We start from the raw sequence: 25,767 nt of genomic DNA, 5'->3' as shown, positions 1-25,767 counted from the left end.
CCCCACCAACTAGCTAATGCGCCGCAGGCCCATCCACAAGTGACAGATTGCTCCGTCTTTCCTCCTTACTCCCATGCAGGAAAAGGATATATCGGGTATTAGCTACCGTTTCCGGTAGTTATCCCTGTCTTGTGGGCAGGTTGCCTACGTGTTACTCACCCGTCCGCCGCTAGGTTGATTAGAAGCAAGCTTCTACACAACCCCGCTCGACTTGCATGTATTAGGCACGCCGCCAGCGTTCGTCCTGAGCCAGGATCAAACTCTCCATTAAAGACCAACCGAAGTTAGTTTATAGAAAGAGCGATAAGCTCATGTTGAAACTGACGAGATAAAATATCTCTTGTTTGATTTTGCAAGCAAAATCGTTTTACTCACTCGTTGTTCAGTTTTCAAAGATCAAACCTTCATTATGTCTTACTTTGTTTCACCACCGCATCTCAGCGGCGACTTGATTAATATAACACACATTTGGGATTTAAGTCAACACTTTTTTAAAATCATTTTTTAATTTCATTTAAATGTTGTTTTCACAAAAAAATTCCCGGGCTTTAAGGGCCGAGAATTAATGTATCACATTTTTGAATTCGCCGTCAACTATATTTTAAAAATAGAAACAATAACATTTAAGTTTTCATATAGCCTGTCCGAATAATACTATTTTCAATCCCAGTAAAAGGACAATCCCAGGCAAACCTAATATCGTTACCGCCCCCATTGTCACTGGATTGATCGGGATGTACACCTGCGTAATCCACCCTGAATAATTGATAACATACAATGCGATGGCTGCCAGGCCCATATGTGCCCCGAATACTACAAGCCAGCTGATACCCAAACGTTTTTTTAAGATTAGAAATAGTAACATCCCGACACAGGCAATCAAAACAAGCCAGACCGCCCCTTTCATTCAGCTCTCCGCTTGTGAACACGATCCGTATCATTGGCATACCCCGGTTCATCTGCAGGCAGATGGAAACGATGCAGGCCTTGCTGTTTCGCACTTTTTAAATGTATCTGATATTTACGTTCTGCAGCTTCTAGAACAAATATAGCGTAGTCGATCTCATCTTTACCCGTTGCTTCATGAAATAAACGATGCGCTCTTAACCATTCCGCATGCGAAGCCCGAATCTGGGCAAACAACTCCTGCCGATACTCCGCTTCTGATTTGCCATTCTCCTGACGACGGAAATTTTGTTTCATCCGTTCCCACATCCGTTCATCCTCCTCACAAGCTGAATTATGTGCACAGTCTGCAAGATTACCTTATTCATACTTATTGAACAAAGGACAAACTTAGAACCAGGAACGATCTATACTGCCATCTATCACCGCAAATAAAAAAGGAGCCATAGCGGCTCCCCCAAGTGAGTCGAGAATACCCTAAGGGCATTCCCTCCCTATTTATAACGTATAAATACACCTATTAATTGAGCTCTCTACGGCCTTCTAACGCTTTGGACAGGGTAACCTCGTCAGCATACTCCAAATCTCCACCCACTGGCAATCCGTGAGCAATACGAGTAACCCTGATTTCAAAAGGACGCACTAGCCGAGAAATGTACATGGCCGTGGCCTCTCCTTCAATATTCGGGTTCGTAGCTAAAATCAGCTCCTTGACGCGTTCATCACTGAGCCTGTTCAGCAATTCCTTGAGTTTGATATCCTCAGGACCAATTCCCTCCATAGGAGATATCGCCCCGTGAAGCACATGGTAAAAACCATTAAACTCCTTGGTACGCTCCATAGCCACCAAATCCTTGGAATCCTGAACAACACAAATGACGGAAGCATCCCTCGTCTTATCCTGACAGATCCGACAAGGGTCCGTATCCGTAATGTTGCCGCAGACTGAACAGAAGTGCAGATTGCGTTTTACATTGACCAGTGCCTTGGCAAAGTCAATCACATCATCTTCCTTCATTTTCAGTACGTGAAAGGCCAACCGGGCAGCCGTCTTCGGCCCTACTCCCGGCAGGCGCGTAAAAGCATCAATTAGCTTTGCAATCGGCTCCGGATAATACAATAGCGCGTTTCTCCTTTATGCAGCAGACTAGAACAAGCCCGGAATTTTCATGCCGCCTGTAAATTTACCCATATCATCATTAGCCAGTTCATCTGCTTTGGACAAAGCATCATTGACTGCAGTCAGTACAAGATCTTGCAGCATTTCTACATCATCAGGATCTACGGCTTCCGGTTTGATCGTGATGGACAACACTTTTTTATGTCCATTTACCTCCACCGTCACAACACCGCCGCCAGAAGTACCTTCGATTACTTTTCCGCCAAGTTCCTCTTGGGCTTTCAGCATTTGTTCCTGCATTTTTTTCACTTGCTTCATCATTTGGTTCATATTGTTCATTTCAATCATCTCCTTTAATGAAGTATACATCTAGACACTTGATTTAATCTTTAATGACTACCAGATCTTCCCCGAAAAGTTGAATAGCTTCATCAATCCAGGGCTCCTTGGACTTTCCCGGCGTATCATGCTCCGGCTCCAGTTGCAATTCTTCGGCAGGCTGGTCGGAAACTCCTTCAATCGCAGCATTCCAATCCTTTTGCATCATCGTTACTAAACGATAAGGATGGCCCAACTGCTCATGCAATACTTTCTCGATGACCTGCTTATTGGCAGGCTTTTCGGTAGTTTCACGATGAATATTGTTCTTAAATGCGACCAGTACACTGTCCTCTAACACAGAAACTGGCTCACCGTCCATAAACCAGGCATGAACCGTAACTTTCGCCTCTTTTACCCCTTGTAAAATCTGACTCCACTTACGCCCCGCTGCTGCGAATGCTTCGCTCGACTTCTCAGCGATATAGCGATCCAACTGAGAGGGGAGTTTGGCCGGCGCTGAAATCCGCGGAGCAGGGGCACGACCACCGGAAGCCTGACGACCACCCGACGATGCTTCCTGTCCCGCTCCAGCGCCCAATCCACCTTGCAGCGCGCGCTCCAGTTTCTTTTCCAACTCAGCAAGCTGGCGCTTCAACATTACCACATCTTCCAGCTCAGCTGCAGCACCAGAGCGCTGTGCGGCCGGCTGAACACCAGCTCCTGCTTCCCCCGGAATACTGCATAGTTTCAACAGAGCTACCTCAAACAAAGTTTGAGGCTGAACGGCATATTTCATCTCGCTCTGATAACGATTAAGGGTGTCAATCATCGCAAAGAGTTGCTCCTTGGTAAAAGCATCTGCCACTTCCTTAAATCGCTCTGGATCTAGCACTCGCTCCGTCATTTTGGTCGCCTGAGGCACCATCTTGATCATTAGCAGGTCTCGGAAATAGTACAGAAGATTCTCCATGCACTTATCCGCACTTTTACCTTCCTGCATAAAGTTCTCGATCATTTGGAGCACCGTGCCCACATCTTCTTTCAGCAATGCCAAGGCAAGCTTACCGAATTGCTCGGACGCAATACCCCCCGTCATATCCAGCACCTGCTGATAAGTAACCCGACCATCTGTAAACGAGGATATCTGGTCCAAAACGCTAACTGCATCTCGCATCCCGCCATCTGAAAGACGCGCAATGTACTGCAGTGCATCTGAATCAGCCTGTATGTTCTCCTGTTGACATATCAGGTCAAGCCGCTCCGTCTGTTCTTCCAGCGATACCCGCCGGAAGTCAAACCGCTGGCAACGCGAAATAATTGTCGCCGGAATCCGATGTGGTTCAGTCGTAGCCAATATGAACATCACGTGTGGCGGCGGCTCTTCTAGTGTCTTGAGCAGCGCATTGAACGCTTCCGTCGTCAGCATGTGCACTTCATCAATGATATAAACCTTGTGCCGCACTTCTGTGGGCGCATATTTGACTTTATCGCGCAAATCACGAATCTCTTCAACGCCCCGGTTGGAGGCTGCATCAATCTCCTGTACATCCATGACCGCTCCGGCCGTGATCCGTTTACAGGCTTCGCATTCGTTGCAAGGTTCCGGCGCAGGTCCATGCTCACAGTTGATAGCCTTGGCCAAAATTTTGGCCGCACTCGTCTTACCTGTTCCTCGTGGACCGCTGAACAAGTAGGCATGGGACGTGCGATTTTCGCGGATGGCATTCTGCAATGTCTGGATAATATGCTGTTGTCCTACCATGTCCTTGAAAGCCTGCGGCCGCCAAGCACGGTACAACGCTATATGTTCCAATGCGCGTTACCCTCTTTCCCATTCACTTTCATGACCATTCATGGTCACTTCATTATACTATACTCCCGTCCGAATCTAAACCAGACACCTTCCAATTTATAAACACAAAAAAACACCTTCGCAATGATTGCCAAGATGTTCTAATTATTAATATATACCGTGCACCTGTTATTGATCGTTGTGATCCGAGCGGCAATCCTGAACAACAACTCGGGCTAGGCAACCCTCCGGCACAAGAGTGGGCTTGCTTATGGCTGCTTCCTTCCGGACCTGACCAGGTTCACAAGTACTCATTGCGGAGGACCCAGCCGTCAACATTGTGCGCAGGGACCAGCCTCACATCAACAACACCTCTAACAGGAATTCAACCTCGCTATAGCGGATTGCGAGTTACAGGGCACCGCTACCTCCCCATCTAGCACGGTGAAAATAAGTATATCTTAAGGCCGCATAAAAAGCAAATACACATTATTACAAAAAGAGCCCTCTGCAGTTGCAGAAGGCTCTAATAACTTTATAACCTGCGGTAATCCATTAGATACCGTATTTCTTTTTGAAACGATCTACGCGTCCACCAGCATCAATAAATTTCTGCTTGCCTGTGAAGAATGGGTGGCAGGCGGAGCAAATCTCCACACGCAGAGATCCTTTCACAGAACCCGTTTCAAACGAATTTCCGCAAGCACAAGTGACAGTAGTTACGTTAAATGTTGGTTGAATAGCTTGTTGCATTGAACTTTCACCTCTTTCCGCCCTGAACGTCCTATCAGTCCAGAGTTGTATGAACACATGTTCACATTATAGCACTTGAATATGAGCGTTTCAACAACTCTTTTCCGCATTCAAAGATGGCGTAAAATAGGTGAGTTTCAAGTTGCTATTGATCGTTTTAGGCCTTGGCAAATTTGGGACGTGCCAGCCCTTGTGGCGGTACATGAGTGTAAGAACCGATGACTACATCAGGCAGTTCCTCACGATAAATCTCAAGCATTTGCTTCATGCCAAGGATCTCACCTTGAGCAGGTGGAATCAACTCCAGATAGCTTTCAGGATCGATATTCAAATTACGCATTTGAATCAGCTTGAGCTTAGTACGTTTGGCAAATTCAATCATTGCCTCAATTTCTTCCTCTCGGTCTGTTACACCCGGAAAAATCAAATAGTTAATCGACGTATATACTCCCTGCTCAGAAGCATAACGAAGTGATTTTTCCACATTAGCCAACGTGTAGCCGCGCGGCTTGTAATACGCATTGTAGTGATCGTCCAGTGCACTAATGGTACTAACGCGCATCAGATCAAGACCCGCATCCACGATTCCCCGGATATGATCGCTCAATCCCGCATTCGTATTGATATTGATGTATCCCATATCGGTAATGGAGCGCACCTCTTTGATCGAATCAATAATCAGTTTGGCTTGTGTGGAAGGCTCACCTTCGCAACCTTGGCCAAAACTGATGATGGACTCCGGTGTCTTCAAATGTTCCAGCATAACTTCTACAATTTCTTCGACACGGGGACGGAAGTTCATTCTTGTCTGCGGAGATACAAAGCCACTATCATCCGGCTGTTCAGATATACAGCCAAAGCAACCCGCATTACACGAATAGGATACCGGAACTCCCCCTTCCCAGCGATTCAGGAATGTGTTCGAGGAAGTAAGACATTCATAGCCCAGCGCACAGTTAGACAAATGTTGGTACAGCCTATTTTCGGGATATTGCTCCGTCATCCGCTGAACACCCAGTTTAACTTGATGACGGTCACAGTTTTCCGGATTCCACTTGGATGGACTGTCACTCTGCTCTGCCGTTACATAAAATGCCCCGTCTTTCCAGACTACGGCCGAATAACCGAACAAGGGAAGTTTGTACTCCTTATCGGTCTTCACATACCCCGGCAGGCACAAGCGCGTAAAACCTTGCGGCAATAACGCCCCTACTGCTTGCATATCTCCGGGAAGAGAAACCATTTCCCCTGTTTCAGGGTTCATACCGACCGGGCGAGTGCTGGGCAGGCTTACCAATGTAGCTCCTTCCGGTAACGGAATAAGCTCATCCTCCATGATCTCAACAATCATGTCTGCACTACGGGCAAGACCATACAAAGAAGCATGATCATATACATTGCCTTTTTCGTCGGCATACACCAAATACATTATGGAGCTCCTTTCGCTCCGTTAAGCCTACGCCATTAACAAAATGAATGGTAACGACTGTGTACTTACGGAACAGATAAAATACAATGAATGGGTTTTAGTTGGTTGTGGCCGGGACTGACGCTGTGGTAGAACGAGCAGTTCTCCGTTGTTGGCCACCAGAACTGCTTTGCGAGCTACTGGAAGAAGGTGCCGTCAAATCAAACGAAGCCAAAAACTCAGCATTAGTTTTGCTATTACGCAGCTTTTTGAGGAAGCCTTCCACAAAATCATGGCTTTCCGTCATGTTTTTACGAATGGCCCAGATGGTATCCAATTCTTCCTTGTTCAACAACACTTCCTCACGGCGTGTGCCGGAACGACGAATATCAATCGCAGGAAAGATACGACGTTCTGCCAGCTTGCGGTCCAAATGCAACTCCATGTTGCCTGTACCTTTAAACTCTTCATAAATGATATCGTCCATGCGTGATCCCGTATCAATCAGCGCTGTAGCAAGAATCGTCAAGCTACCGCCTTCCTCCACATTCCGAGCCGCACCAAAAAAGCGTTTTGGACGGTGAAATGCCGCCGGGTCAATACCCCCACTCAAAGTACGACCAGAAGGAGGAATAACGAGATTGTACGCACGAGCCAAACGTGTGATGCTATCCAACAGGATGACAACATCCTTTTTATGTTCTACGAGACGCAGCGCACGCTCCAACACGAGTTCTGCCACTTTAATGTGATTTTCAGGAAGTTCGTCAAATGTAGAGGCCACAACTTCACCTTTAACAGAACGCTGCATGTCGGTCACTTCTTCGGGGCGTTCATCAATCAACAAGACAAAAAGCTCAATCTCGGGATTGTTAGTAGAAATGCTATTGGCAATTTCTTTGAGGAGAAGCGTCTTCCCAGCTTTGGGAGGTGCTACAATGAGTCCGCGCTGTCCAAGTCCGACAGGGGCCAGTACATCCATAATTCTCGTAGACAAATGGTTGGGGGAAGTTTCAAGGACTAATTTGGTTTGCGGATACAGTGGAGTCAGTGCAGGAAAATGTAGCCGCTCGGCAGCTTGCTCAGGACTTCTTCCATTGACGGCGTTAACTTGAAGCAATCCAAAATATCGTTCATTCTCTTTTGGCGTTCGGCATTTACCGGAAACAAGATCGCCTGTTCTCAAGTCAAACTTGCGGATTTGTGAAGCAGAGATGTAAATATCTTCGGTACTCGGGAGATAATTGATCGGCCTCAGAAAGCCGTAACCTTCGGGAAGGATTTCCAGAACCCCCTGCATAAACATCAATCCGCTCTTCTCAGCTTGTGCGCGCAGGATCGCGAATATTAATTCTTTCTTTTTGAGCGTTCCGTAGTACGGGATCTGGTATTGCTTGGCCAGCTTGTACAGGTCGGTCAGCTTCATTTCTTCCAGATCGGAAATTTGCAGATCCATATAATAACCACCTATTCAATTATTAAGTCCATTCATACATCTAAATGATAGACAATGATATCATAAACACCATTAACATAATTTTAACCAAAACAAATAAAGTTATGCAGCCATCTGCCTGAATTATACCGAATTATTCCGGTTTTCCGATAAAAGATTGTTAGGTATGAACCACAATCTTGTATCAAGCAGCGGCTGCATAGGTGTTGCCCGTTCTATTGCTTTCGTTCCGGGAGTTCGAAAAAATTGCATGGTTTAATTATTCAGTCTGCCGCCATACATCCGCACCTAAAAGACGCAGGTTGGAAACAAGGTGATCATAACCACGGTCAATGTACTCGACACCCGTCACCTCAGTTACACCTTCGCTTACTGTAAGTCCAGCAATGACAAGGGCCGCTCCGGCGCGCAGATCTGCCGCTTTTACTTTAGCTGCATTCAGTTGACCACCCTCTATAATGGCAGACCGACCCTCTACGCGAATTTTAGCCCCCATACGCACCAGCTCAGGGACGTGCTTAAAACGATTGCTGTACACAAAATCGCTCAATACACTGACACCCTGCGCTTGGGTAAGCAAGCTGGTCATGGGAGATTGTAAATCTGTAGCGAATCCGGGGTATATCAAGGCTTTAACGTCGACATGTTCATAGGAAGGTGCACCCAGTACGCGAATGCTTTCATCATATTCCTCGATGCCGATGCCCATTTCCTGCATTTTTGCAGTGAGAGCCTCCATATGTTTGGGTATTACATTGTCAATCAATACATTTCCACGGGTTGCCGCAGCAGCAATCATATATGTGCCCGCTTGTATACGGTCAGGTATGATGGAATGACGGCAGCCATGCAGCTCCGACACACCTTCAATTCGAATCGTTTCCGTACCGGCACCTTTAATAATAGCCCCCATCGAGTTTAAAAGAGTTGCTACATCTATAATCTCAGGCTCTTTAGCCGCATTTTCGATAATTGTGGCGCCTTTGGCACGTGCAGCCGCCAGCATAATATTAATGGTAGCGCCTACGCTGCTAACATCCAAATAAATCTTAGTTCCGCGCAGTTCTTTAGCGTGCAAATGAATAGCGCCGTGCTCGTTCGTAACCGTGGCACCCAGCGCTTCGAAACCTTTGATATGCTGATCAATGGGCCGGGGTTCGAAATTGCACCCTCCTGGCAAACCGATGATCGCTTCCTTGAATCTGCCCAGCATGGCTCCCATCATATAATAAGAGGCTCGTAATTTCTTAACAGGCCCATTCGGCATAGGAATGGATTTAATGGAGGAAGGATCTATTTTCATCTGGCTACCTTCCCAGGTAACCGTTGCACCAAGTTCCTCCAGTATTTCGGAATACACCGCCACATCACTCAACAGTGGCAAATTGTCCAAAATGACTTCCGACTCTGCCAGAATGGCTGCGGGAATCAAGGCGATGGCACTGTTTTTGGCACCGCTGATGGAAACTGTACCTTGAAGCGGCCGTCCACCGGTGATCATCAATTTTTCCATAAGCTTGAGGGTCCCCCTACGTGTTTTGCAGTCGGTCAAACAATAATCTCAATCATAAACTTTTAACTTTTTTAGTGGTGAAAATGGAAAGACACCGGCTAAGCGGTGTGCTTTCCATACCAAACTATTCAACTGTACAGATTTAAATATTTTGTGCAGCAGAACTACAGCTACAACTAAGAAATACATCTAGCCTGTGCAGACGCACGACCAGTTTGATTCATTATTACGCTTTGTTGTTGGAACCGAACTCACGAATTTTACCGATAACGGTTTGTTTAATCGCTTCACGACCTGGAGCGATGAATGTACGTGGGTCATAAGCATCCGGTTTCTCAGCAAGCACTTCACGAACCACTTTCGCAAATACGATTTGGTTCTCAGTGTTTACATTGATTTTGGAAGTTCCCAGAGAGATTGCTTTTTTAATGTCATGTGTTGGGATACCAGTACCACCGTGCAGAACGAGTGGAAGTTTGATTGCATTGCAGATCTCTTCCATTTCTTTGAATCCGAGGTTTGGCTCGCCTTTGTAAGGTCCGTGTACGGAACCCAGTGCAGGTGCCAGTGTATCGATACCTGTTTCGTTAACGATACGCAGACAGTCGTCCAGCTTAGCGTACATTACGTCGCCGACAACATCATCCTCTTGACCGCCAACCATTCCAACTTCAGCTTCAACAGAAACGCCTTTGGAATGAGCATATTCAACCACTTTTTTCGTTGTAGCAATGTTTGTGTCGATCGGGCTGTGGGAATCGTCAATCATAACGGATGTGAAACCAGCGTCGATAGCTTCTTTACATTTTTCAAAGCTGGAACCGTGGTCCAAATGGATCGCAACTGGAACGGTGATTTTCATGTCATGAATAAGACCTTCTACCATTTTAACAACAGTGTAGAATCCGCCCATGTGACGTGCTGCGCCTTCAGAAACGCCCAAGATTACTGGGGATTTTTCTTCTTCAGCAGCGCCCAAAATAGCTTGAGTCCACTCCAGGTTATTAATGTTGTATTGACCTACTGCATATTTTCCTTCGAGTGCTTTGTTCAACATGTCTTTCATAGATACCAATGGCATGGTTACAGTCCTCCTAAAGGTGTTTGGGTTTGTCTATATTTTAGCCGACATCACATACGGGCTTATTATACCACAACCCATGTTAAATACTAAACAAGCTTTTGCATATCAACACATACAAAAATCACGTTAGGACGCCGTTTTTCCATAGAATTGTATAAGGAGAGGATTTACTTTCAGTATTTCCCATAATCACAAACAAAAAACCCTGTTGTGTTAACAGAGTTCTCAACCATAGTGACTCACCTAATCACCTCTGAGTTGCTTGTTCACAGCGATCCGCATTTCGTCAATATCAAAGGGCTTGGTAAAATGCATTAGCGCACCTAGCTCCGTTGCCTCTTTAATCATGTCCAGTTCTCCATATGCTGTCATCATAATAACCTTGATATCAGGATTCATGGTTTTTAGATGCTTCAGAATTTCGAGTCCGTCCATACCTGGAATTTTCATATCGAGCAGAACCAGATCAGGTGGTTCCTTCTCAACAATTTCAAGTGCAATTTTCCCGTTCGCCGCCTGAAAGGTCTCATAACCCTCACTTCCGAACACTTCCATCAATAAAATCCGTATTCCATTCTGGTCATCGACGATTAATACTTTCTTCTTTTCCAATGTTTTAACCTCCTAAGATCTTAAAACGAGGATCATGCAGCTATTGCCATAACAGCGTCCGATGACGTACAATATCCGTCCCATACCTAAAACTATATTCGCTCCTGCAAAAAGAAAATCCTGCTCTTATACATAATTGTGGAATATTCTTTCATAATCAGGAAGCATGGGATAAAAAAAGACCTCCCTGAGGAGGTCTTACAAGCCATAGCATTAACCTTGAAGCTGCAATGCTGCCTTTACAAATTCACGGAACAAAGGCTGTGGACGATTCGGACGGGAAGTAAATTCTGGATGGAATTGTACCGCCAGGAACCACGGATGCTCAGGGAGCTCCACAATTTCCACCAAGCGTCCATCTGGTGAAGTACCGGAAATACGAAGACCCGCTTTTTCAATAACTTCACGATATTCGTTATTGAATTCGTACCGATGACGGTGTCTTTCGTACACCAGCTCGTCGTTGTAGCAAGCCGAAGCCAGGGAACCTTCCACGAGTTTGCATGGATACAAACCAAGACGCATCGTACCGCCCAAATCTTCGATGTCTTTTTGGTCAGGAAGCAAATCGATGACAGGATAATCAGTAGCCGGGTTAATTTCCGAGCTGTTGGCTCCTTCGAGACCAGCCAGGGAACGGGCAACCTCAATGACAGATACCTGCATACCCAGACAAATGCCGAAGAACGGAATTTTTTGCTCCCGCGCATAACGAATGGTACTAATTTTGCCTTCAATTCCGCGATCGCCGAAGCCACCCGGTACGAGAATGCCGCCAATGCCGCCCAGCATGTCAGCTACGTTCTCATCCGTCACTTCTTCAGCGTTCACCCAACGAATTTTTACGTCTGCATTCGCATCAAATCCAGCGTGGGAAAGTGATTCAACCACACTTAAGTACGCATCATGTAACGCAACATATTTACCAACAATGGCAATCTCAACCGTTTTATCCAGCTTGCTGATTCGATCAACTAACCCTTCCCATTCGGTCATATCTGGTGCAGGTGTTGTCAGCTTGAGGTGGTTAACTACGATTTCGTCCAAGCCTTCTTCACGCAGGTTCAACGGAACCTCGTAGAGGGTTGAAGCATCGCGGCATTCTACCACTGCATTCGCATCAATATCGCAGAACAATGCAATTTTAGCCTTCATATCGGAGGACAGTTCATGCTCTGTACGGCAAACAATGACATTCGGTTGGATACCGATACTGCGCAGTTCTTTTACACTGTGCTGAGTTGGTTTGGTTTTAACCTCACCAGCAGCTTTAATATAAGGAATGAGTGTTACGTGAATGTACATCACATTCTCGCGCCCAACTTCGCTTTTGAGCTGACGAATAGCTTCCAAAAATGGCAAGCTTTCAATATCGCCCACAGTACCGCCGATTTCTGTAATAATTACGTCCGAACCTGCTTCACGGCCTGCACGATACACGCGTTCCTTGATTTCGTTCGTAATATGAGGGATAACCTGCACCGTACCGCCCAAATATTCTCCGCGACGCTCTTTGCTGATTACGCTGGAATATACCTTGCCTGTTGTGACATTGCTGTTCTTGGACAGATTAATATCAATAAAGCGCTCATAGTGTCCCAAGTCAAGGTCCGTTTCCGCACCATCATCCGTTACAAACACTTCACCGTGCTGGTAAGGACTCATCGTACCCGGATCGACATTCAGGTAAGGATCAAATTTTTGGATCGTTACCTTCAGTCCCCTGTTCTTCAAAAGCCTCCCCAGTGAAGCTGCCGTAATCCCTTTGCCCAAGGAAGACACAACCCCGCCTGTCACAAAAATATACTTTGTCACTGTTCAAAACCCTCCTAGATAAGATGCAAAATTCAGGCGACATTATGATGTTATCGTAACCCGTTTGCACGGATTATCATCCATGAAGAAGGCAGCGGAATCATTTTCCATGCCCGCCGCCCTTAGCCCTCTTTCATGAGTGAAAACACCCCTATAAAAAACAAAAAAGCACTCCCGTAGTACGGGGCACTTTTATACAAAAAGCAAACATATAAGTGAATCAATCATAAGCCCAAGCAATAGTTTACCCCGTGTCCAATCCGCTGTCAAGGAAGTTATCCGTGTTAATTTGTCCATTGAACCAGATTGGAGAGAATCCACCTGAAAGCTTTAAATCAGAAGAGGTTTTCAAGAAAACGGTCATGAAAAAGGGGAGAACGCATCTCCCCTTGCAGCCTGTTCCTAACGAAGCGAATCGTCGTCTTCCGTCGACTCATCGTCGTTTTCATCTTCTGAATCTTCCTCATCACTGAGGTCTTCATCGTCTATAACTACGTCTTCATCACTATCATCATCATCTTCTTCTCCGTCGAACAGCTCATCTTCGCCATCCTCGTCTTCGCTATCTGCATCGAAGTCGTCATCAGAGTTGTATGTTTCTTCTTCCTCATGATAGTCATCTTCGTCGTCATCGTCTTCGTCGTTAATAATACGAGGACGCTTGGCGCCTGTCAGGGCATCTTCGGATTTATCTACCGGATACCAACGTTTCAAGCCCCACAGATTCGTACCGACACAGGCAAAACGCCCGTCAATGTTGATTTCAGTATATAGCTGAGCAATAACGTCATTAATTTCTTCGTCGGAAAAGCCACGCAATTTGGCGACTTCCTTCATCAGGTCACGGTAATAATACGGAGTATTGGCTGCTTTCAATACCATAAATGCCAAATCCACCATTGGAGTCTCGTGGACTTTCTCCGGGTCAATCTTCAAGTTGAGTGGGGTACTCACCTAGGGACACTTCCTCTCACACGTAATTCACAAGAACATGTTTCAGAGCATACACGATACATGCAATACTAACATATCCATTATCAAAACTAAGTAAAACCTATTTGGAAGCAAATTGCAAGTTAAAGATGGGTATCGTCATAATTTCCAGTAATATCCCTCTAAACAAGACGGCATACATAAAAAGACGGGGTCCCCCCCGTCTTCGACTGTACCCGCTCCGGGAGAACCCCCCAAAGTTGTTGCACAAGAGCTTATGCCCTCCATGTATCGTATGTGTCCACGGCCACTTTGACACGACAAGCAGGCCTATTTCCATAAAAAAGGGGCAGGTTTCCCATGCCGCAGTTGACGCTTGCTCATACAATACCTCAGCATGGCTCATCGGAGGGGGACCGTCTCAAATGGACTATCCGGATTTTTTGCAGCGTCTGCATGAGGGTATTTCGGAGCCGTCCGGCAGTGGACGGAACAAACAGATCATCACGTTCGATAAGCCTCACCAATACCGGGAATGCCTGTCCTATCTCAGGAAGCTGAAACCCGAGCTTGCGGGATTACGGCAAGTACAACCGGCCCGACTAATCCGTGCTTTAATCGCTCCGCTTTCAGGGGGAGACAGGCTGGGCAAATATCACAACGGTGTCACCGTTGAAGAAGATACCCGCATGAAGGTCCACGCTGAAACTGCTCATATACCAAAAGCAGAAAAGAACCTTTCCATGCCATGGGGAGTCAAACAGGTACGTGCATACAAGGCTTGGCCTTCCTCGACAGGGCATCGGGTCAGAATCGGTGTGATCGACACAGGAGCGGATTTTCAACATCCTGATCTTCGTCATTCTCTCGCCAGAGGTATTAATTTGCTTAACCGAACCATGCTACCCTATGACGATAACGGCCATGGTACTCATATTGCTGGAACTATCGCGGCGTCCAACTATGACGAAGGTATGGTCGGCGTAGCACCACGGGCTTTAATTCATCCCGTAAAAGCATTTGATCATAATGGAGCCGCCTACGTCTCCGATATCATCCTTGGTATCGACTGGTGTGTATTAAATCGTGTCGATATCATCAATATGAGCTTTGGTATGAAGTCGCGCAGCAAGGCACTACTTGATATGGTGAATAAAGCATATCATAACGGCATTGTGATTGTAGCGTCCTCGGGAAATGAGGGCAAGCGCCGAAGTATTGACTATCCAGCCCGCTATTCCCAGACGATTTCAGTGGGGGCTACCGACAAATACAGACGCATCGCGCCTTTCAGCAACCGGGGGCAATTTGTAGACGTGTACGCACCTGGCGAAAAGATCACATCCTCCTGGATCCACGGCAAGCATCACGAAATGAGCGGTACCTCTATGGCTACTTCCCATGTGACCGGAAGCATCGCACTTCTCCTTTCACTGAGGCCGGAACTGGGGCCTGGAGAAATCAAGGCGTTGCTTAAGCGTACCGCCACACCGCTCCGTCTGCGTAAAAGCGCCGGACGGAGCTCTATCTCGACCAAACTTGGAGAAGTCGATGCCTTCCGATTGATGCAGGAGGGCACAAAGTGAATGATATTGTGATGCTAAACCTCTAGTGTAGCGCCCGGCTCCAGAGAGTGAACTTTTCTGGCAGGACCTTCACATCCACTATTTCCTTCTCTTATCAACTCATCTCGTACCAGGTCGGTCTGCAGCTTTGGCGCATGAACGAGTACAACCTGTTTGCTAGGCAGCTCCTTCAGCATTTGCCGCACATCTGATAGTCCCTGATGCACCTTATAAATCAAATGCCGAGCTACACAGCTGTCATTTTCATCCGCACGTTCCAACAGATGTTTGCCAAAAGAACCCTGTGGAGCATGCCCGGTCAATATAACACTGTTGCTAATGCTTTCTCCGCTATCTTCACCCTCCCCCATGTTGCGGTTATCCGAAAGATACTGATAGTACCAACGCGCCTGTGGGGAATCCATCATGCCGTCTCTTGTTATGATAATAACCGTTGGGTTCTGTTCCAGCAGACTCACTCGTTCCGCAGCATCACGAGGCACGAAGACCCTGTCACTGTTTAGCACATGTTTTATTCGCGCCGGGGCTTCTGGACGCAGCCATTCTTTCCAGCGGTTTAACTGTTTCAATCCCTGCCATATGTCGTGCTCTACAATCATTGCCTGTTCAGGGAATTGCTCGCTAGCCCATACGATCATGTCCTGTCCTCTACCAAAGGCAGGCACCGGCAACAACACATGACCTCCAGACCATAATATCCGCTCCATCTCGACCCTCAGCCGCTCCAGCTTAACAGGCTGCGGGTCTATATCCATGCCATAGGCATTGTCCATAATGGATATGTCCGCTAGATTGGGCTCTGACTTCCATTCAGGTAAGTCATGCAGCCCCTCCCCAACACCCAAGTCTGGCGCATCGGCAGCAAGAAGTTCAGATTCGCGGCTGTAATCTCCAGAAAAAAACAACCGCTTCCCTTCCATTTCTACCACATACCACACTGCACCAGCCAAATGTCCACTGCGTCCCCACATGATTCTCACACCCGGACAAGCCTCAAGCCATTCTCCTGCTGGCGCTTCATCTTCTAGATAGCGATAAGCAATGGATTGGATATCCTGTTCGTCGTATGGCAAGTCGGCTCCTCTCGATTCAACATAAGTATGCCAGGAGCGAAAATAGGAGCCTAACTGCTCAGCGGTGGCCTTGGTCGTCCAGACCACTCCCCGGTATCCATACTTGTACAGTAAGGGGAGCGCCATGGAATGATCTTCATGTGCATGAGACAGCAATACAGTAGTCAGTCTCTCCGCATTTTGCAGCGGAAAAACCGGATATTGTCCGGTTCCTTCCTTTTTCACGCCACAATCCAGCATGACGCGATGCTGCGTTCCTTCAAAAACATAGCAGGAGCGGCCATGTTCGCCCGCTCCTCCCCAAATCCTAAGCTTGGTCATGATCATTTCCACTTTCTTTGCGAGTTTAAGCTTTCGATTAAGATCAGCAGCAGTGTGGTCATTCCGACCGATATGACGGCCATCGCCATCCCAAGTGACACCTGTCCCTGCTCAAATTGTGCAAATATGTAGGTTGCAGACGTCTGAACGGATGGCGGCAAAATCAGCAACGATCCTACCAGCTCGCGTGAAGCGATCGTAAATGTCATCATCCAACCAGCGAGCATTCCCGGTACAATCAGCGGCAGTACAATCCGGCGGAATATGTAAGACGGTCGACCGCCAAATACCTGCCCCGCCTGAAAAAGCCCCGTGTCCACCTGTGTAAAGGCGCTTTTGACATACTGCACCGTATAAGGAACAAACAAGATAACATACGTCAGAATGACCATGCCGTATGTGTTATACAAAGGGATCGGCATCCACGGCGAGTTCCACCACAAAATCAGGCCGACCACCATAACAATTCCCGGAACCGTATTCGGAAGCAAGCTGAATGCATCAACTGTCCGTTGGATTCTCGTGCGTGAGCCGCCAATGACAAGCGCAAACCAAGTGCCCAGCACCACAGCAAGCGTCGAAGCGCCCAAAGAGAGAAATACGCTGTTCAGGAGCGCCTCCATGCTCTCTGATCCCCAAGACAGCAGTTCCTTGTAAGAGTCGAGCGTCAAATTATCCCAGGCAAGGCCCATTCCCCTCAGCTTCATCGTCGAGGCTGAAAGAATTGAAAAATAAGGAATGCCAATGGACGCAATGAGCAACAATAGAATGAATGCAACACTCAGCCCCGTAGTCCAGCCGGATATACGGAGACGGGACGGACGCGAACCTTTACCACCTACCAGCCTGTACGTAAACTTTCGGTTGATCACCGACTGCGCATACCACATGAGCAGGCAGGCGGTTAACAGCACCGAGGCCATTGACGTCGCTTTGCCAAAGTCTATAGGCCAACTGGAAATATACTTGTGGATTTCCGAAGTCATGACCTCATACCCGATACGTCGCCCAAAGGTAGCGGGGGTACCAAACTCGGCAATCGTTTTAACGAAAATGAGCAACGCGCCCATTCCGTAAGCTGATAGCAGTAGCGGTAAAATGATTCGACGGAACCTGTACAGAAAGCCGCCGCCCATTACGGCTCCCGCCTCTTCCAGGCTCCCGCCAATCCTCACCAGCGCCCCGCGCAGCAGCAGATACAGGAATGGAAACAGATGCAGACTCATAATCATCACCATGCCACCAAGACTAAAGAAGGACGGCGTTAAGAAATGCAGGTTCGGGAACAATTGCTCCAGATATCCGTTTTTTTGCATAAACAAAATCCAGCCCATGGACCCGATATAGGGCGGGGTCATAAACGGAATCAGCAACACGACATCCAACCAGCGCCAGTGTGCAAGACGAGTGTTGGACATGATCCAGGCTAGCGGAAGTGCAAGTACCGTCGTTCCTGCAATCACACAGATGCCTAGCCAAATTGAACTGAATAGCACGCCTGCAAATGGTGAAGCAGCTAACGTTCGAAAAGGCGCATCCCATTGAAATTTTTCATCAACATATACACTTTGGATAAAGATTTGCAGCAACGGCATCACAATCAGGAAAAGAAGCGCGATTAGAGCCAGCGTCAGACACCACGCTCTGATGTGTTTAACGGATAAGCCTCCCATCGGCTTACTTGAACATTTGCGTGAACTTCTCCGTCACGTCTGATCCATGCTCGCCCATCCATTCCCAATTGGTCTTCAACAATGGAATCTCGTCCAGGTTGGCACGCTTGTCGGCTTTGACATCCGTGCGGCCCGGGAGTAAGGAGGCATCTGCTACTAGTTTCTGTGCCTCTTCCGACAACAGATAATCAATAAATGCCTTGGCATTCTGCTCATGCTGCGTTGACTTGAGAATTGCGGCAGGACGTGGGCTGATGACTGTTCCCTCTGTCGGATAGACGATATCAATCGGCTCACCTTTGGCTTTAGCCTTGTAGGTCATGTAATCGACCGCAGCGACGACTACACCTTTAGCTCCGGTAATCACGGGGTCCAGCGCTTCCTGATTGGCACCAGCCATAGCAACACCGTTAGCCTTGTACTGCTCGAACAACGTCCAGCCTCCATCGCCCTTGGCGCTCAGATAGCCTGTCATAAAATCCAACGCTGAGCCGGACAGGGATGGATCGGGAATATTAACCTGATCCTTGTACTCAGGCTTCGCCAAATCAGCCCATGAAGTTGGTGGTGTTTTCACCAGCTTCGTGTTATACGCAATACCCAGAGCAGAAGCACTGGTACTGAAGTAGTTGCCTTCCTTATCGGACCAGTCTGGATTTAGCTTGTCTGCGTTCTTGGCATCCGGGTAAGGCAGCGTGAGTCCTTCCTTTTTCAAGCCTTGTACAGACGGAAGCGATGCCAGCACAACCACGTCCGCTACCGGATTCGTCTTCTCGGCTTCCATACGGGCCAAAATTTTTCCTGTCGTTCCCTGGAACAACTCTACCTTAACTCCGCTCTGCGCCTCATACCCTGCTACCAGCTTTTTCGCCAGTCCATCCGGGCCTGCGCTGTAGACCACCAACTTCTGATCGGTGGATGCCGCCTCCGCTTGTCCTGCTGATCCAGTAGTTTGTGCCTCATCCTTGGATGTTGTAGCTGTTCCGCAACCCGCCACAGCGAGTCCAAAAGTCAAGGTTAATGCGAGCATCGTCCCTTTTTTCCATCCTGTACGAAAAATATGCCTATTCATCATCTTATATATACCCCTTTTCCCTATGCTTCAAGTTGGTGGATGTGTTGCGGTGATACCCAAATGCGCATTTGTTGACCTATGGGCAAGCGGATGGAATGATATGCAGTCCATTGCTCGCCGTTCTCGGCTAGTATACGAATTTCATAACGATCGCCGACATAGCTGACATGCAGGATCTCTACTGTAAAAGCATGCTGATCCGCTTGCTCCTGTTCCCAACGCACATGTTCAGGACGAAATAGTGTCCGTTCCGGCTCCAGCCAGTTGGATTTGCCAATAAACCTCGCCACCTCTGGATGAGCCGGGCAACCGTAGATCACCTCTGGTGTTCCGGTCTGCAAAATATGTCCACTTTTCATAACAACCACTTCATCAGACATGGACATGGCCTCGATCTGATCATGGGTGACATATAGAGCGGTCAGCCCCAGATCGCGCACAAGCGATAGCATCTCAATGCGCATCTCCTCCCGTAGCACCGCATCCAGCGCACTGAGTGGCTCGTCGAACAACACAAGTCGAGGCCGGATAGCAACCGCTCTTGCAAAGGCAACCCGCTGCTGCTGGCCACCGGACAGCTGATGAGGATACCGATCCTCCATCCCTGACAATCTGACCATATCGAGCGCCTCCAGCACCACGGTCCGCAGTTCCTTGTCTCGTACGCTGGCGAACCCTTTCCCTCGCTTGCCCGCACGCAGGCCGAAGGCCACATTTTCAAACACCGTCATATGCGGCCACAGCGCGAAATCCTGGAAGACCATCCCAAAGTGGCGGAGATGTGCGGGAATATCCTTTTTGCGTTCTGCCGAAAAAAGGATTTCCTCTCCCATCGTGATTGTGCCAGTATCGGGTGTCTCCAGACCAGCAATCAAGCGCAAGAGCGTTGTTTTCCCACAGCCGGACGGTCCGAGCAGTGTTGTGAATTTGCCCCGTCGTACTACCAGATTCGTCTCATGCAGCGCGGTTATTTGGCTAAAGGTTTTACTTAATCCGTGAATATATAGATCCTGATTCATCGCATTACCTGCCTGTTCTTCTGACTGACCCCAGTGTAAAACTTGAATTCGCAACCTGTGTTATTGGAAAGTTAAAACAAAATTAATTATTTCAATGAATTGTGTTAACACTCATAGATTTAATCTATATAGAGGGGGTTGATGCTTCTACCCATAGTAATAGGCAAGATTGTTTGATTAACCTGAAAGCGAGGCATTCTAAGTGAACTTAAGTCTTTTAAAGTTACATATTGTAGAGCTGCTAAATAAGCACCATAAAATCACCACAGTCGCCGAGCTTCTTGGCCTGAAGCAACCCACCGTTACTTTTCATATGAAAAATCTGGAGCGTGAATTCGGAGTAAAGCTGTTTGACACACGTATGGGCAAAATCATCCTGACGGATGCCGGAAATGCACTGCTGCACTATGCCAGCAAAATTAATGCACTGGCTGCTGAAGCTGAGCGAGTCGTCCGCGAGTTCGATACGCTCCAGCGGGGAAGTATACGTATTGGCGCAAGCTATGTACCCGCTACCTACCTACTTCCTGCTGTGCTGCACCGCTTTGCCCGTGAGCATCCGGGCATTCACATCGCCTTGTCTGTGAAAACAGCGCCCGTGATCAAGGACATGCTCGCTCGCCACGAAATTGACCTCGGCATCATTTCGGCAGAGCCGTTTCAATCCCCAACGCTACTCTCAGAATCCTTAGGCGAAGATGAACTGATACTCATCTGCTCACCCACTCATCCGCTCGCCAACGAAACCGATTTGACGCCCGAGCTGATCGCTTCTTCCTCCTTCGTATTACATGGCAAGGAATCCAGCACACGCCATGTGACCGACAAATGGCTGGAGCGTGGGAGTCGGCGACTTCCTTCCTACCTGGAGCTGGATTCACTAGAAGCCATTAAACAGGCGGTTATGCTGGGAGAACACATCTCCTTTATCTCTCGCATTGCCGTACAGTCAGAGGTTGACCGGGGCTTACTGGTTGTAAGACCTATTCCGGGGCAGTCTGTTGAGCGGTACATCTATATGGTCAGCAACAAAGACCGTCATCGCTCGGCGCTCATTCACAGATTCACCGAATATTTGTCATGGAACCAAGATTAAATCTTACCCGTCATATAGAAATTATGTAATTTTTTAACCGGAGTCCCCTCTTGCTTTGACATACGACTGACAATATACCCGTAAAGTGTAGCGTGTAACCTATTCGGACGAACAGGAGAGGATGAAATGAAAACAGGCCTTCGTATCACCAAATTGATGTCGGTAGTAACTCTGAGTGCAGTACTGCTCGTAACAGGATGGAAAGGAGCAGAACCGGTACAAGCCGCCGCCAATGCCACACCAAGCTATGAGGTGAAGCTACTACTGGATACGGCTCAGGTCCTCAATGCGGATGGCTCATTAAAAAGTGGCATCGTGAACGAGTTTCAAATTAGCAACGATGCACAACGATTGAGCGTCGAGTATTTTGATACAAATTCATTGCAATTGAATGACGAGGGCTGGAACGTGAGATTTCGCAAAAAAGAGGACAAAAAAAATTATGAATTAACCTACAAAAAGCGCTATACGGTCACAAATGGAAATATCGACGCGGCGCTCACCCAAGCGAATAAAGAAGGGTTCAGCGCATCTGATGATAATTATGAGGCTGAGGTGGATTGGGGATACAGCAAGCAAACACTAAGCTTTTCCAATGATAAAAAAACAAACGCCTCCAAAGGATTGGCTCTGCCTTCCCCAGATCAAGCATTAAAGCAATTGCAGGATAATCTTCCGGGCAAGCTGCAAAACTGGAAAAATAGCAATTGGGGCAAACAAACCTTGGCAGACTCCAGAGTACGCGGTCCTGTACAGGTCAGTAAATACGAGGGTAGCTTTCAGGGATTGGATACCGACGTTGAAATATGGCCTATTCGCAGCGCAAACGGATCAGGTACAGATTCTATTATCGAAATCTCCTTCAAAACCTCGGATTACAGTGTTGCCGCCAGCAACCGCACCAAGCTGATGAACCTGTTGCAATCCAAAGGATGGCTGGTTCCCGCCGATTCCCTGAAAACGAATTTGGTACTGGAACGCTACTAAGCTAATCCAACATAAAAAGGAACCGAAGCGCCACCCTGTTGAGGGTGATACGAACGGTTCCTTTTATTATTATTTATATGACTACAAAGTCAATATGTTAAAGTTGCTTGCTTACATACGTTCTGGTGCAGACACGCCCACCAGCTTCAGTACGTTGGCAATGGTCGTGCGCACCGCACCAAACAACGCCAAGCGTGCCTGTGTTTGAGCGGCATCCTCTGTGATGACGCGCTCTGCCTTATAGTAGCTGTGGAACAATGAAGCCAGCTCGTAGACATAGCGAATCATACGGTGTGGTGCAAAGTTTGCAGCCGCTACCGATACTTCTTCCGGCAGCTCACCGATTTTGCGTAACAGATCGTATTCATGTTCAGCCGTCAGCTTGGACAAGTCAACTTCCGCCAACGGCAGCACAGCAATACCTTGCTCTTCGGCTTGACGATATACGCTACATGCACGTGCGTGCGCATATTGTACGTAGAATACTGGATTCTCATTGGAAGTGGAAATCGCCAAATCCATGTCAAAATCCAGGTGCGAATCCATGCTGCGCATAGTGAAGAAGTAACGGATCGCGTCTACACCCACTTCTTCCATCAGATCTTCCATCGTCACGGCCTTGCCGGTACGTTTGGACATTTTTACTTTTTCCCCATTTTGGAACAAGCTGACCATTTGGGCAATCAGCACTTTAAGCTTATCTGGATCATTGCCCAGTGCTTCCATTGCTGCCTTCATCCGTGGAATGTAGCCGTGGTGATCCGCTCCCCAAATGTTGATGATCGTGTCATAACCACGAGCATATTTATCGCGATGGTAAGCGATATCTGGGGTTAGGTACGTATATGTACCGTCATTTTTGATCAAGACACGGTCTTTATCGTCGCCGTACTTGGTCGTATTGAGCCATGTAGCTCCGTCCTTCTCGTAAATCTCCTCACGGTCACGCAGCTCATTCAGCGCTTTAAGCACTTCACCGTTTTCATACAGTGATGTTTCGCTGAACCAGGAGTCAAAAGGTACACGGAACAGCTCCAGGTCGCGCTTGATCTTGTTCAGTTCCTTTTCCAGACCGTAGTCACGGAAATAAGCTGCGCGATCTCCCGGTTCCATGGACAACAGAGAATCGCCCTTTTCGGCCACCAGTTCCTTGGCAAACCCGATGATATCCTCACCATGGTAACCATCCTCCGGCATCTCCGCAGGCTGTCCCAGCTCCTGCAAATAACGCGCTTCAATAGAGCGGCTCATGTTGTAAATCTGGTTGCCCGCATCATTAATGTAGTATTCACGAGTTACTTTGTATCCTGCAAAATCAAGCACGTTGCAGAGAGCATCCCCTACGGCTGCACCACGTGCATGACCTAAGTGAAGGCTACCTGTCGGATTGGCGCTGACAAACTCGATTTGTACCTTTTTGCCTGCACCTTCCTGTATACGCCCGTAATCTGTCCCCTGCTCCTGCACTTGCCCAATGACTGCATACAGGTAGCTCTTGTTCAGGCGAAAGTTAATAAAGCCCGGTCCAGCGATTTCCGCACTTTCAATAGAAGCGGAAGCTAAATCCATATTCGCGATCAAATCTTCAGCGATTTGCCGTGGGTTCTTCTTTGCAATGCGGGTGAGCTGCATCGCAGCGTTGGTAGCCAAATCACCGTGTGACTTGTCCTTTGGCACCTCCAGCGTAATGGTCGGCAGCTCTTCGCGGCTCACGATTCCGGTAGCCAGCACCGCCGCCTCGATTGCTGAAGTCACCTTTTGATTAATAAGTTCCAGTGGATTGCTTGTCATGATTATTGCTCCTCCTGTATATGCAAACTGATGGCAAAATGCCCCGAGAAATCCTCAAATACGTACAGATCATAGGTCCAGCTCACATGTCCGGTGAAACCATCCATCCGAATATCGAGCTTCTGCGTATGCGCAGACATGTTCAGGTTTAAATAAGGCGAGCGGTAAAATCCAGGCAACCTGCGTCCCAGCGCAAACGACTGCTCTGATTGTACCTCACCGTGACGAATCAGCTTTAGCTCATCCGATCCGATTTTGACTGTGTTCCGTGTCGTACCGCCCTCAGGACTTTCTTGCGGCTCATCGTACCTTATATATAGATGCTTCCCACGCACGATCGCTTCTCCGGGAAGTTCCTGTACCACATCTTCTCCGTCATGATGACTATGAAGACGGATTCGGACCTTTGCATTATGTGGCATGTATTCAAACTCCATTCTATTGCTATCCTACTGTACTACTATATCCAGTTCCCGATTGCAATTCAAATGAGTTTTTACAAAAAGATGCTTTCATCCAAAAAATTCAGCTACCTTAAGTCAGCTCCATCGGATGCTTGGCTAAAACTTTCGATGAATCGAGAGGCTAGAGAAGACATGTATTTATCCTTCAGCCAGACAGCCGCCACACGTGTATGCAATTCCTCACACATAATTTCCTTAACGATTAACTGGTTATTGCTTCCGAGTGACAACGCAGACCGCGAAATCATACCGATCCCCAGCCCTTCATTAGCCCAGTGAAGCGTGGTGCGAGCATCATCGTTTTTACAAAAGAAATTCGGCTCAAAGCCATACTTCATACAAGTGTCGTGGATCAATTGTTCAAAGCGGCGATATACGATGAGCGGCCTGTTCTTCAACTCAGACAATGAAATGGTCTTCTGTTCGGGGTTCCAGTCATATTCTTCTGTCATCACTGCTATCATCGGCTCAGTGGACGCATATCTACACCCTAAATCGGTAGTATTAAAAGGGGTTCTGACGATACCGACCTCGACAATTCCTTTGTTCAAAAGATCGAGAATCATGAACGTATTTCCCTCATGAATTTCAAATTTCACACCCGCATAGGTTTTATGAAATTCGGAAAGCCTGTCTTTCATCAGCGTTGCCCCAGAGGAGGAGACCGTTCCAATGGTGAGCGTACCTTTCATCCCCATGGCAAAATCGTTTATCTCTCTTGTCGTGGCATCTGTCAGCTCCAAAATCTGCTTGGCCCTGTTCTGTAAAATAATGCCGGCCTCCGTCAACTGGATGCTTCGTGAGCCTCGATGCACGAGCTTTACGCCAAGCTCTTCCTCTAGCTGCATGAGCTGCTGACTTAAGGGAGGCTGCGCGATTTGCAGCTTTTTGGCTGCCGCTGTAATCTGTCCGGCCTCTGCGATCGCCAAAAAATACTTGAGATGTCTCAATTCCATCATTTTGGACCTC

Annotated in this window: 23 protein-coding genes, 1 rRNA gene and 1 other RNA gene (1 of these 25 running past the window's edge); 3 read left to right on the top strand and 22 right to left on the bottom strand. The window is 47.6% G+C overall.

Annotation, left to right across the window (positions count from 1 at the left end):
* The 15 genes from AOU00_RS13555 to rpoE all read right to left on the bottom strand — a co-directional run.
* Nucleotides 1-271: ribosomal RNA gene (locus AOU00_RS13555) — 16S ribosomal RNA — on the bottom strand; it reaches 1,286 nt to the left of the window's first position.
* Between the two features lie 360 nt (nucleotides 272-631).
* On the bottom strand, nucleotides 632-907 hold the full coding sequence (locus AOU00_RS13550) for a pro-sigmaK processing inhibitor BofA family protein (RefSeq protein ID WP_061831803.1): 276 nt from the start codon (nucleotides 905-907) through the stop codon (nucleotides 632-634).
* Nucleotides 904-1,215, bottom strand: coding sequence for a DUF2508 family protein (locus tag AOU00_RS13545; RefSeq protein ID WP_025676300.1), 312 nt, complete (start codon nucleotides 1,213-1,215; stop codon nucleotides 904-906). Before AOU00_RS13545 ends, AOU00_RS13550 begins: the two co-directional genes overlap by 4 nt.
* Nucleotides 1,216-1,426: 211 nt before the next feature.
* On the bottom strand, nucleotides 1,427-2,026 hold the full coding sequence (gene recR, locus AOU00_RS13540) for a recombination mediator RecR (protein ID WP_061831802.1): 600 nt from the start codon (nucleotides 2,024-2,026) through the stop codon (nucleotides 1,427-1,429).
* 27 nt (nucleotides 2,027-2,053) lie between these two features.
* The gene (locus AOU00_RS13535; RefSeq protein WP_013308226.1) at nucleotides 2,054-2,365 is read right to left on the bottom strand and encodes a YbaB/EbfC family nucleoid-associated protein; all 312 of its coding nucleotides are present in this window, start codon (nucleotides 2,363-2,365) and stop codon (nucleotides 2,054-2,056) included.
* 43 nt (nucleotides 2,366-2,408) lie between these two features.
* Nucleotides 2,409-4,160, bottom strand: coding sequence for a DNA polymerase III subunit gamma/tau (dnaX, locus tag AOU00_RS13530; RefSeq protein ID WP_069290793.1), 1,752 nt, complete (start codon nucleotides 4,158-4,160; stop codon nucleotides 2,409-2,411).
* Nucleotides 4,161-4,317: 157 nt separating this feature from the next.
* Nucleotides 4,318-4,584: signal recognition particle sRNA large type (gene ffs / locus AOU00_RS13525), an RNA gene on the bottom strand.
* A 110-nt stretch (nucleotides 4,585-4,694) separates the two neighbouring features.
* Nucleotides 4,695-4,892 (bottom strand): 50S ribosomal protein L31, encoded by a 198-nt coding sequence (rpmE, locus tag AOU00_RS13520; protein ID WP_013308223.1) that lies wholly within the window; start codon nucleotides 4,890-4,892, stop codon nucleotides 4,695-4,697.
* Between the two features lie 157 nt (nucleotides 4,893-5,049).
* Entirely contained in the window at nucleotides 5,050-6,321 is a 1,272-nt protein-coding gene (locus tag AOU00_RS13515; RefSeq protein WP_061831800.1) for a radical SAM family protein, read from the bottom strand.
* Between the two features lie 97 nt (nucleotides 6,322-6,418).
* Nucleotides 6,419-7,756: a transcription termination factor Rho gene (rho, locus tag AOU00_RS13510; RefSeq protein ID WP_069290792.1), complete on the bottom strand. Its 1,338-nt coding sequence runs from the start codon at nucleotides 7,754-7,756 to the stop codon at nucleotides 6,419-6,421.
* Between the two features lie 259 nt (nucleotides 7,757-8,015).
* On the bottom strand, nucleotides 8,016-9,269 hold the full coding sequence (locus AOU00_RS13505) for a UDP-N-acetylglucosamine 1-carboxyvinyltransferase (protein WP_013308220.1): 1,254 nt from the start codon (nucleotides 9,267-9,269) through the stop codon (nucleotides 8,016-8,018).
* 226 nt (nucleotides 9,270-9,495) lie between these two features.
* Nucleotides 9,496-10,350 carry a class II fructose-1,6-bisphosphate aldolase gene (gene fba, locus AOU00_RS13500; protein WP_013308219.1) on the bottom strand — a complete coding sequence of 285 codons (855 nt, stop codon included), beginning with the start codon at nucleotides 10,348-10,350 and terminating at the stop codon, nucleotides 9,496-9,498.
* 246 nt (nucleotides 10,351-10,596) lie between these two features.
* Nucleotides 10,597-10,965, bottom strand: a complete 369-nt coding sequence (locus tag AOU00_RS13495) for a response regulator (protein WP_013308218.1) — start codon at nucleotides 10,963-10,965, stop codon at nucleotides 10,597-10,599.
* 213 nt (nucleotides 10,966-11,178) lie between these two features.
* Nucleotides 11,179-12,780: a CTP synthase gene (locus tag AOU00_RS13490; protein WP_013368772.1), complete on the bottom strand. Its 1,602-nt coding sequence runs from the start codon at nucleotides 12,778-12,780 to the stop codon at nucleotides 11,179-11,181.
* 402 nt (nucleotides 12,781-13,182) lie between these two features.
* Nucleotides 13,183-13,734, bottom strand: a complete 552-nt coding sequence (rpoE, locus tag AOU00_RS13485; protein WP_013308216.1) for a DNA-directed RNA polymerase subunit delta — start codon at nucleotides 13,732-13,734, stop codon at nucleotides 13,183-13,185.
* A 404-nt stretch (nucleotides 13,735-14,138) separates the two neighbouring features.
* On the opposite strand from rpoE, the gene AOU00_RS13480 reads away from it, so the two are divergent.
* Nucleotides 14,139-15,299: a S8 family peptidase gene (locus AOU00_RS13480; protein WP_069290791.1), complete on the top strand. Its 1,161-nt coding sequence runs from the start codon at nucleotides 14,139-14,141 to the stop codon at nucleotides 15,297-15,299.
* A 14-nt stretch (nucleotides 15,300-15,313) separates the two neighbouring features.
* Here AOU00_RS13480 and AOU00_RS13475 read toward each other — a convergent pair whose 3' ends face one another.
* From AOU00_RS13475 to AOU00_RS13460, 4 genes are read right to left on the bottom strand one after another with little or no spacing between them, the layout of a single operon-like run.
* Nucleotides 15,314-16,699 (bottom strand): MBL fold metallo-hydrolase, encoded by a 1,386-nt coding sequence (locus tag AOU00_RS13475; protein ID WP_061831798.1) that lies wholly within the window; start codon nucleotides 16,697-16,699, stop codon nucleotides 15,314-15,316.
* Entirely contained in the window at nucleotides 16,696-18,366 is a 1,671-nt protein-coding gene (locus AOU00_RS13470) for an ABC transporter permease (protein WP_061831797.1), read from the bottom strand. Before AOU00_RS13470 ends, AOU00_RS13475 begins: the two co-directional genes overlap by 4 nt.
* A gap of 4 nt (nucleotides 18,367-18,370) precedes the next feature.
* Complete coding sequence (locus AOU00_RS13465; RefSeq protein WP_061831796.1) at nucleotides 18,371-19,441, bottom strand: ABC transporter substrate-binding protein; 1,071 nt, start codon at nucleotides 19,439-19,441, stop codon at nucleotides 18,371-18,373.
* 20 nt (nucleotides 19,442-19,461) lie between these two features.
* Nucleotides 19,462-20,460 (bottom strand): ABC transporter ATP-binding protein, encoded by a 999-nt coding sequence (locus tag AOU00_RS13460; RefSeq protein WP_061831795.1) that lies wholly within the window; start codon nucleotides 20,458-20,460, stop codon nucleotides 19,462-19,464.
* 202 nt (nucleotides 20,461-20,662) lie between these two features.
* On the opposite strand from AOU00_RS13460, the gene AOU00_RS13455 reads away from it, so the two are divergent.
* Both AOU00_RS13455 and AOU00_RS13450 read left to right on the top strand, forming a co-directional pair.
* The gene (locus AOU00_RS13455) at nucleotides 20,663-21,556 is read left to right on the top strand and encodes a LysR family transcriptional regulator (protein ID WP_061831794.1); all 894 of its coding nucleotides are present in this window, start codon (nucleotides 20,663-20,665) and stop codon (nucleotides 21,554-21,556) included.
* 126 nt (nucleotides 21,557-21,682) lie between these two features.
* Nucleotides 21,683-22,543, top strand: coding sequence for a hypothetical protein (locus tag AOU00_RS13450; RefSeq protein WP_061831793.1), 861 nt, complete (start codon nucleotides 21,683-21,685; stop codon nucleotides 22,541-22,543).
* A 111-nt stretch (nucleotides 22,544-22,654) separates the two neighbouring features.
* On the opposite strand, the gene argS is transcribed toward AOU00_RS13450, so the two are convergent.
* The 3 genes from argS to AOU00_RS13435 all read right to left on the bottom strand — a co-directional run bounded on the left by argS (nucleotide 22,655) and on the right by AOU00_RS13435 (nucleotide 25,754).
* Nucleotides 22,655-24,334 (bottom strand): arginine--tRNA ligase, encoded by a 1,680-nt coding sequence (argS, locus tag AOU00_RS13445; RefSeq protein WP_061831792.1) that lies wholly within the window; start codon nucleotides 24,332-24,334, stop codon nucleotides 22,655-22,657.
* Nucleotides 24,335-24,336: 2 nt separating this feature from the next.
* Nucleotides 24,337-24,771, bottom strand: coding sequence for a YwiB family protein (locus AOU00_RS13440; RefSeq protein WP_081112515.1), 435 nt, complete (start codon nucleotides 24,769-24,771; stop codon nucleotides 24,337-24,339).
* Between the two features lie 92 nt (nucleotides 24,772-24,863).
* The gene (locus tag AOU00_RS13435; RefSeq protein ID WP_061831804.1) at nucleotides 24,864-25,754 is read right to left on the bottom strand and encodes a LysR family transcriptional regulator; all 891 of its coding nucleotides are present in this window, start codon (nucleotides 25,752-25,754) and stop codon (nucleotides 24,864-24,866) included.
* Between the last annotated feature and the right edge of the window lie 13 nt (nucleotides 25,755-25,767).

The sequence above is a fragment of the Paenibacillus polymyxa genome, assembly GCF_001719045.1.
Taxonomy (GTDB): Bacteria; Bacillota; Bacilli; order Paenibacillales; family Paenibacillaceae; genus Paenibacillus; species Paenibacillus polymyxa_B.
This window is presented reverse-complemented; position numbering and strand designations above follow the sequence as displayed.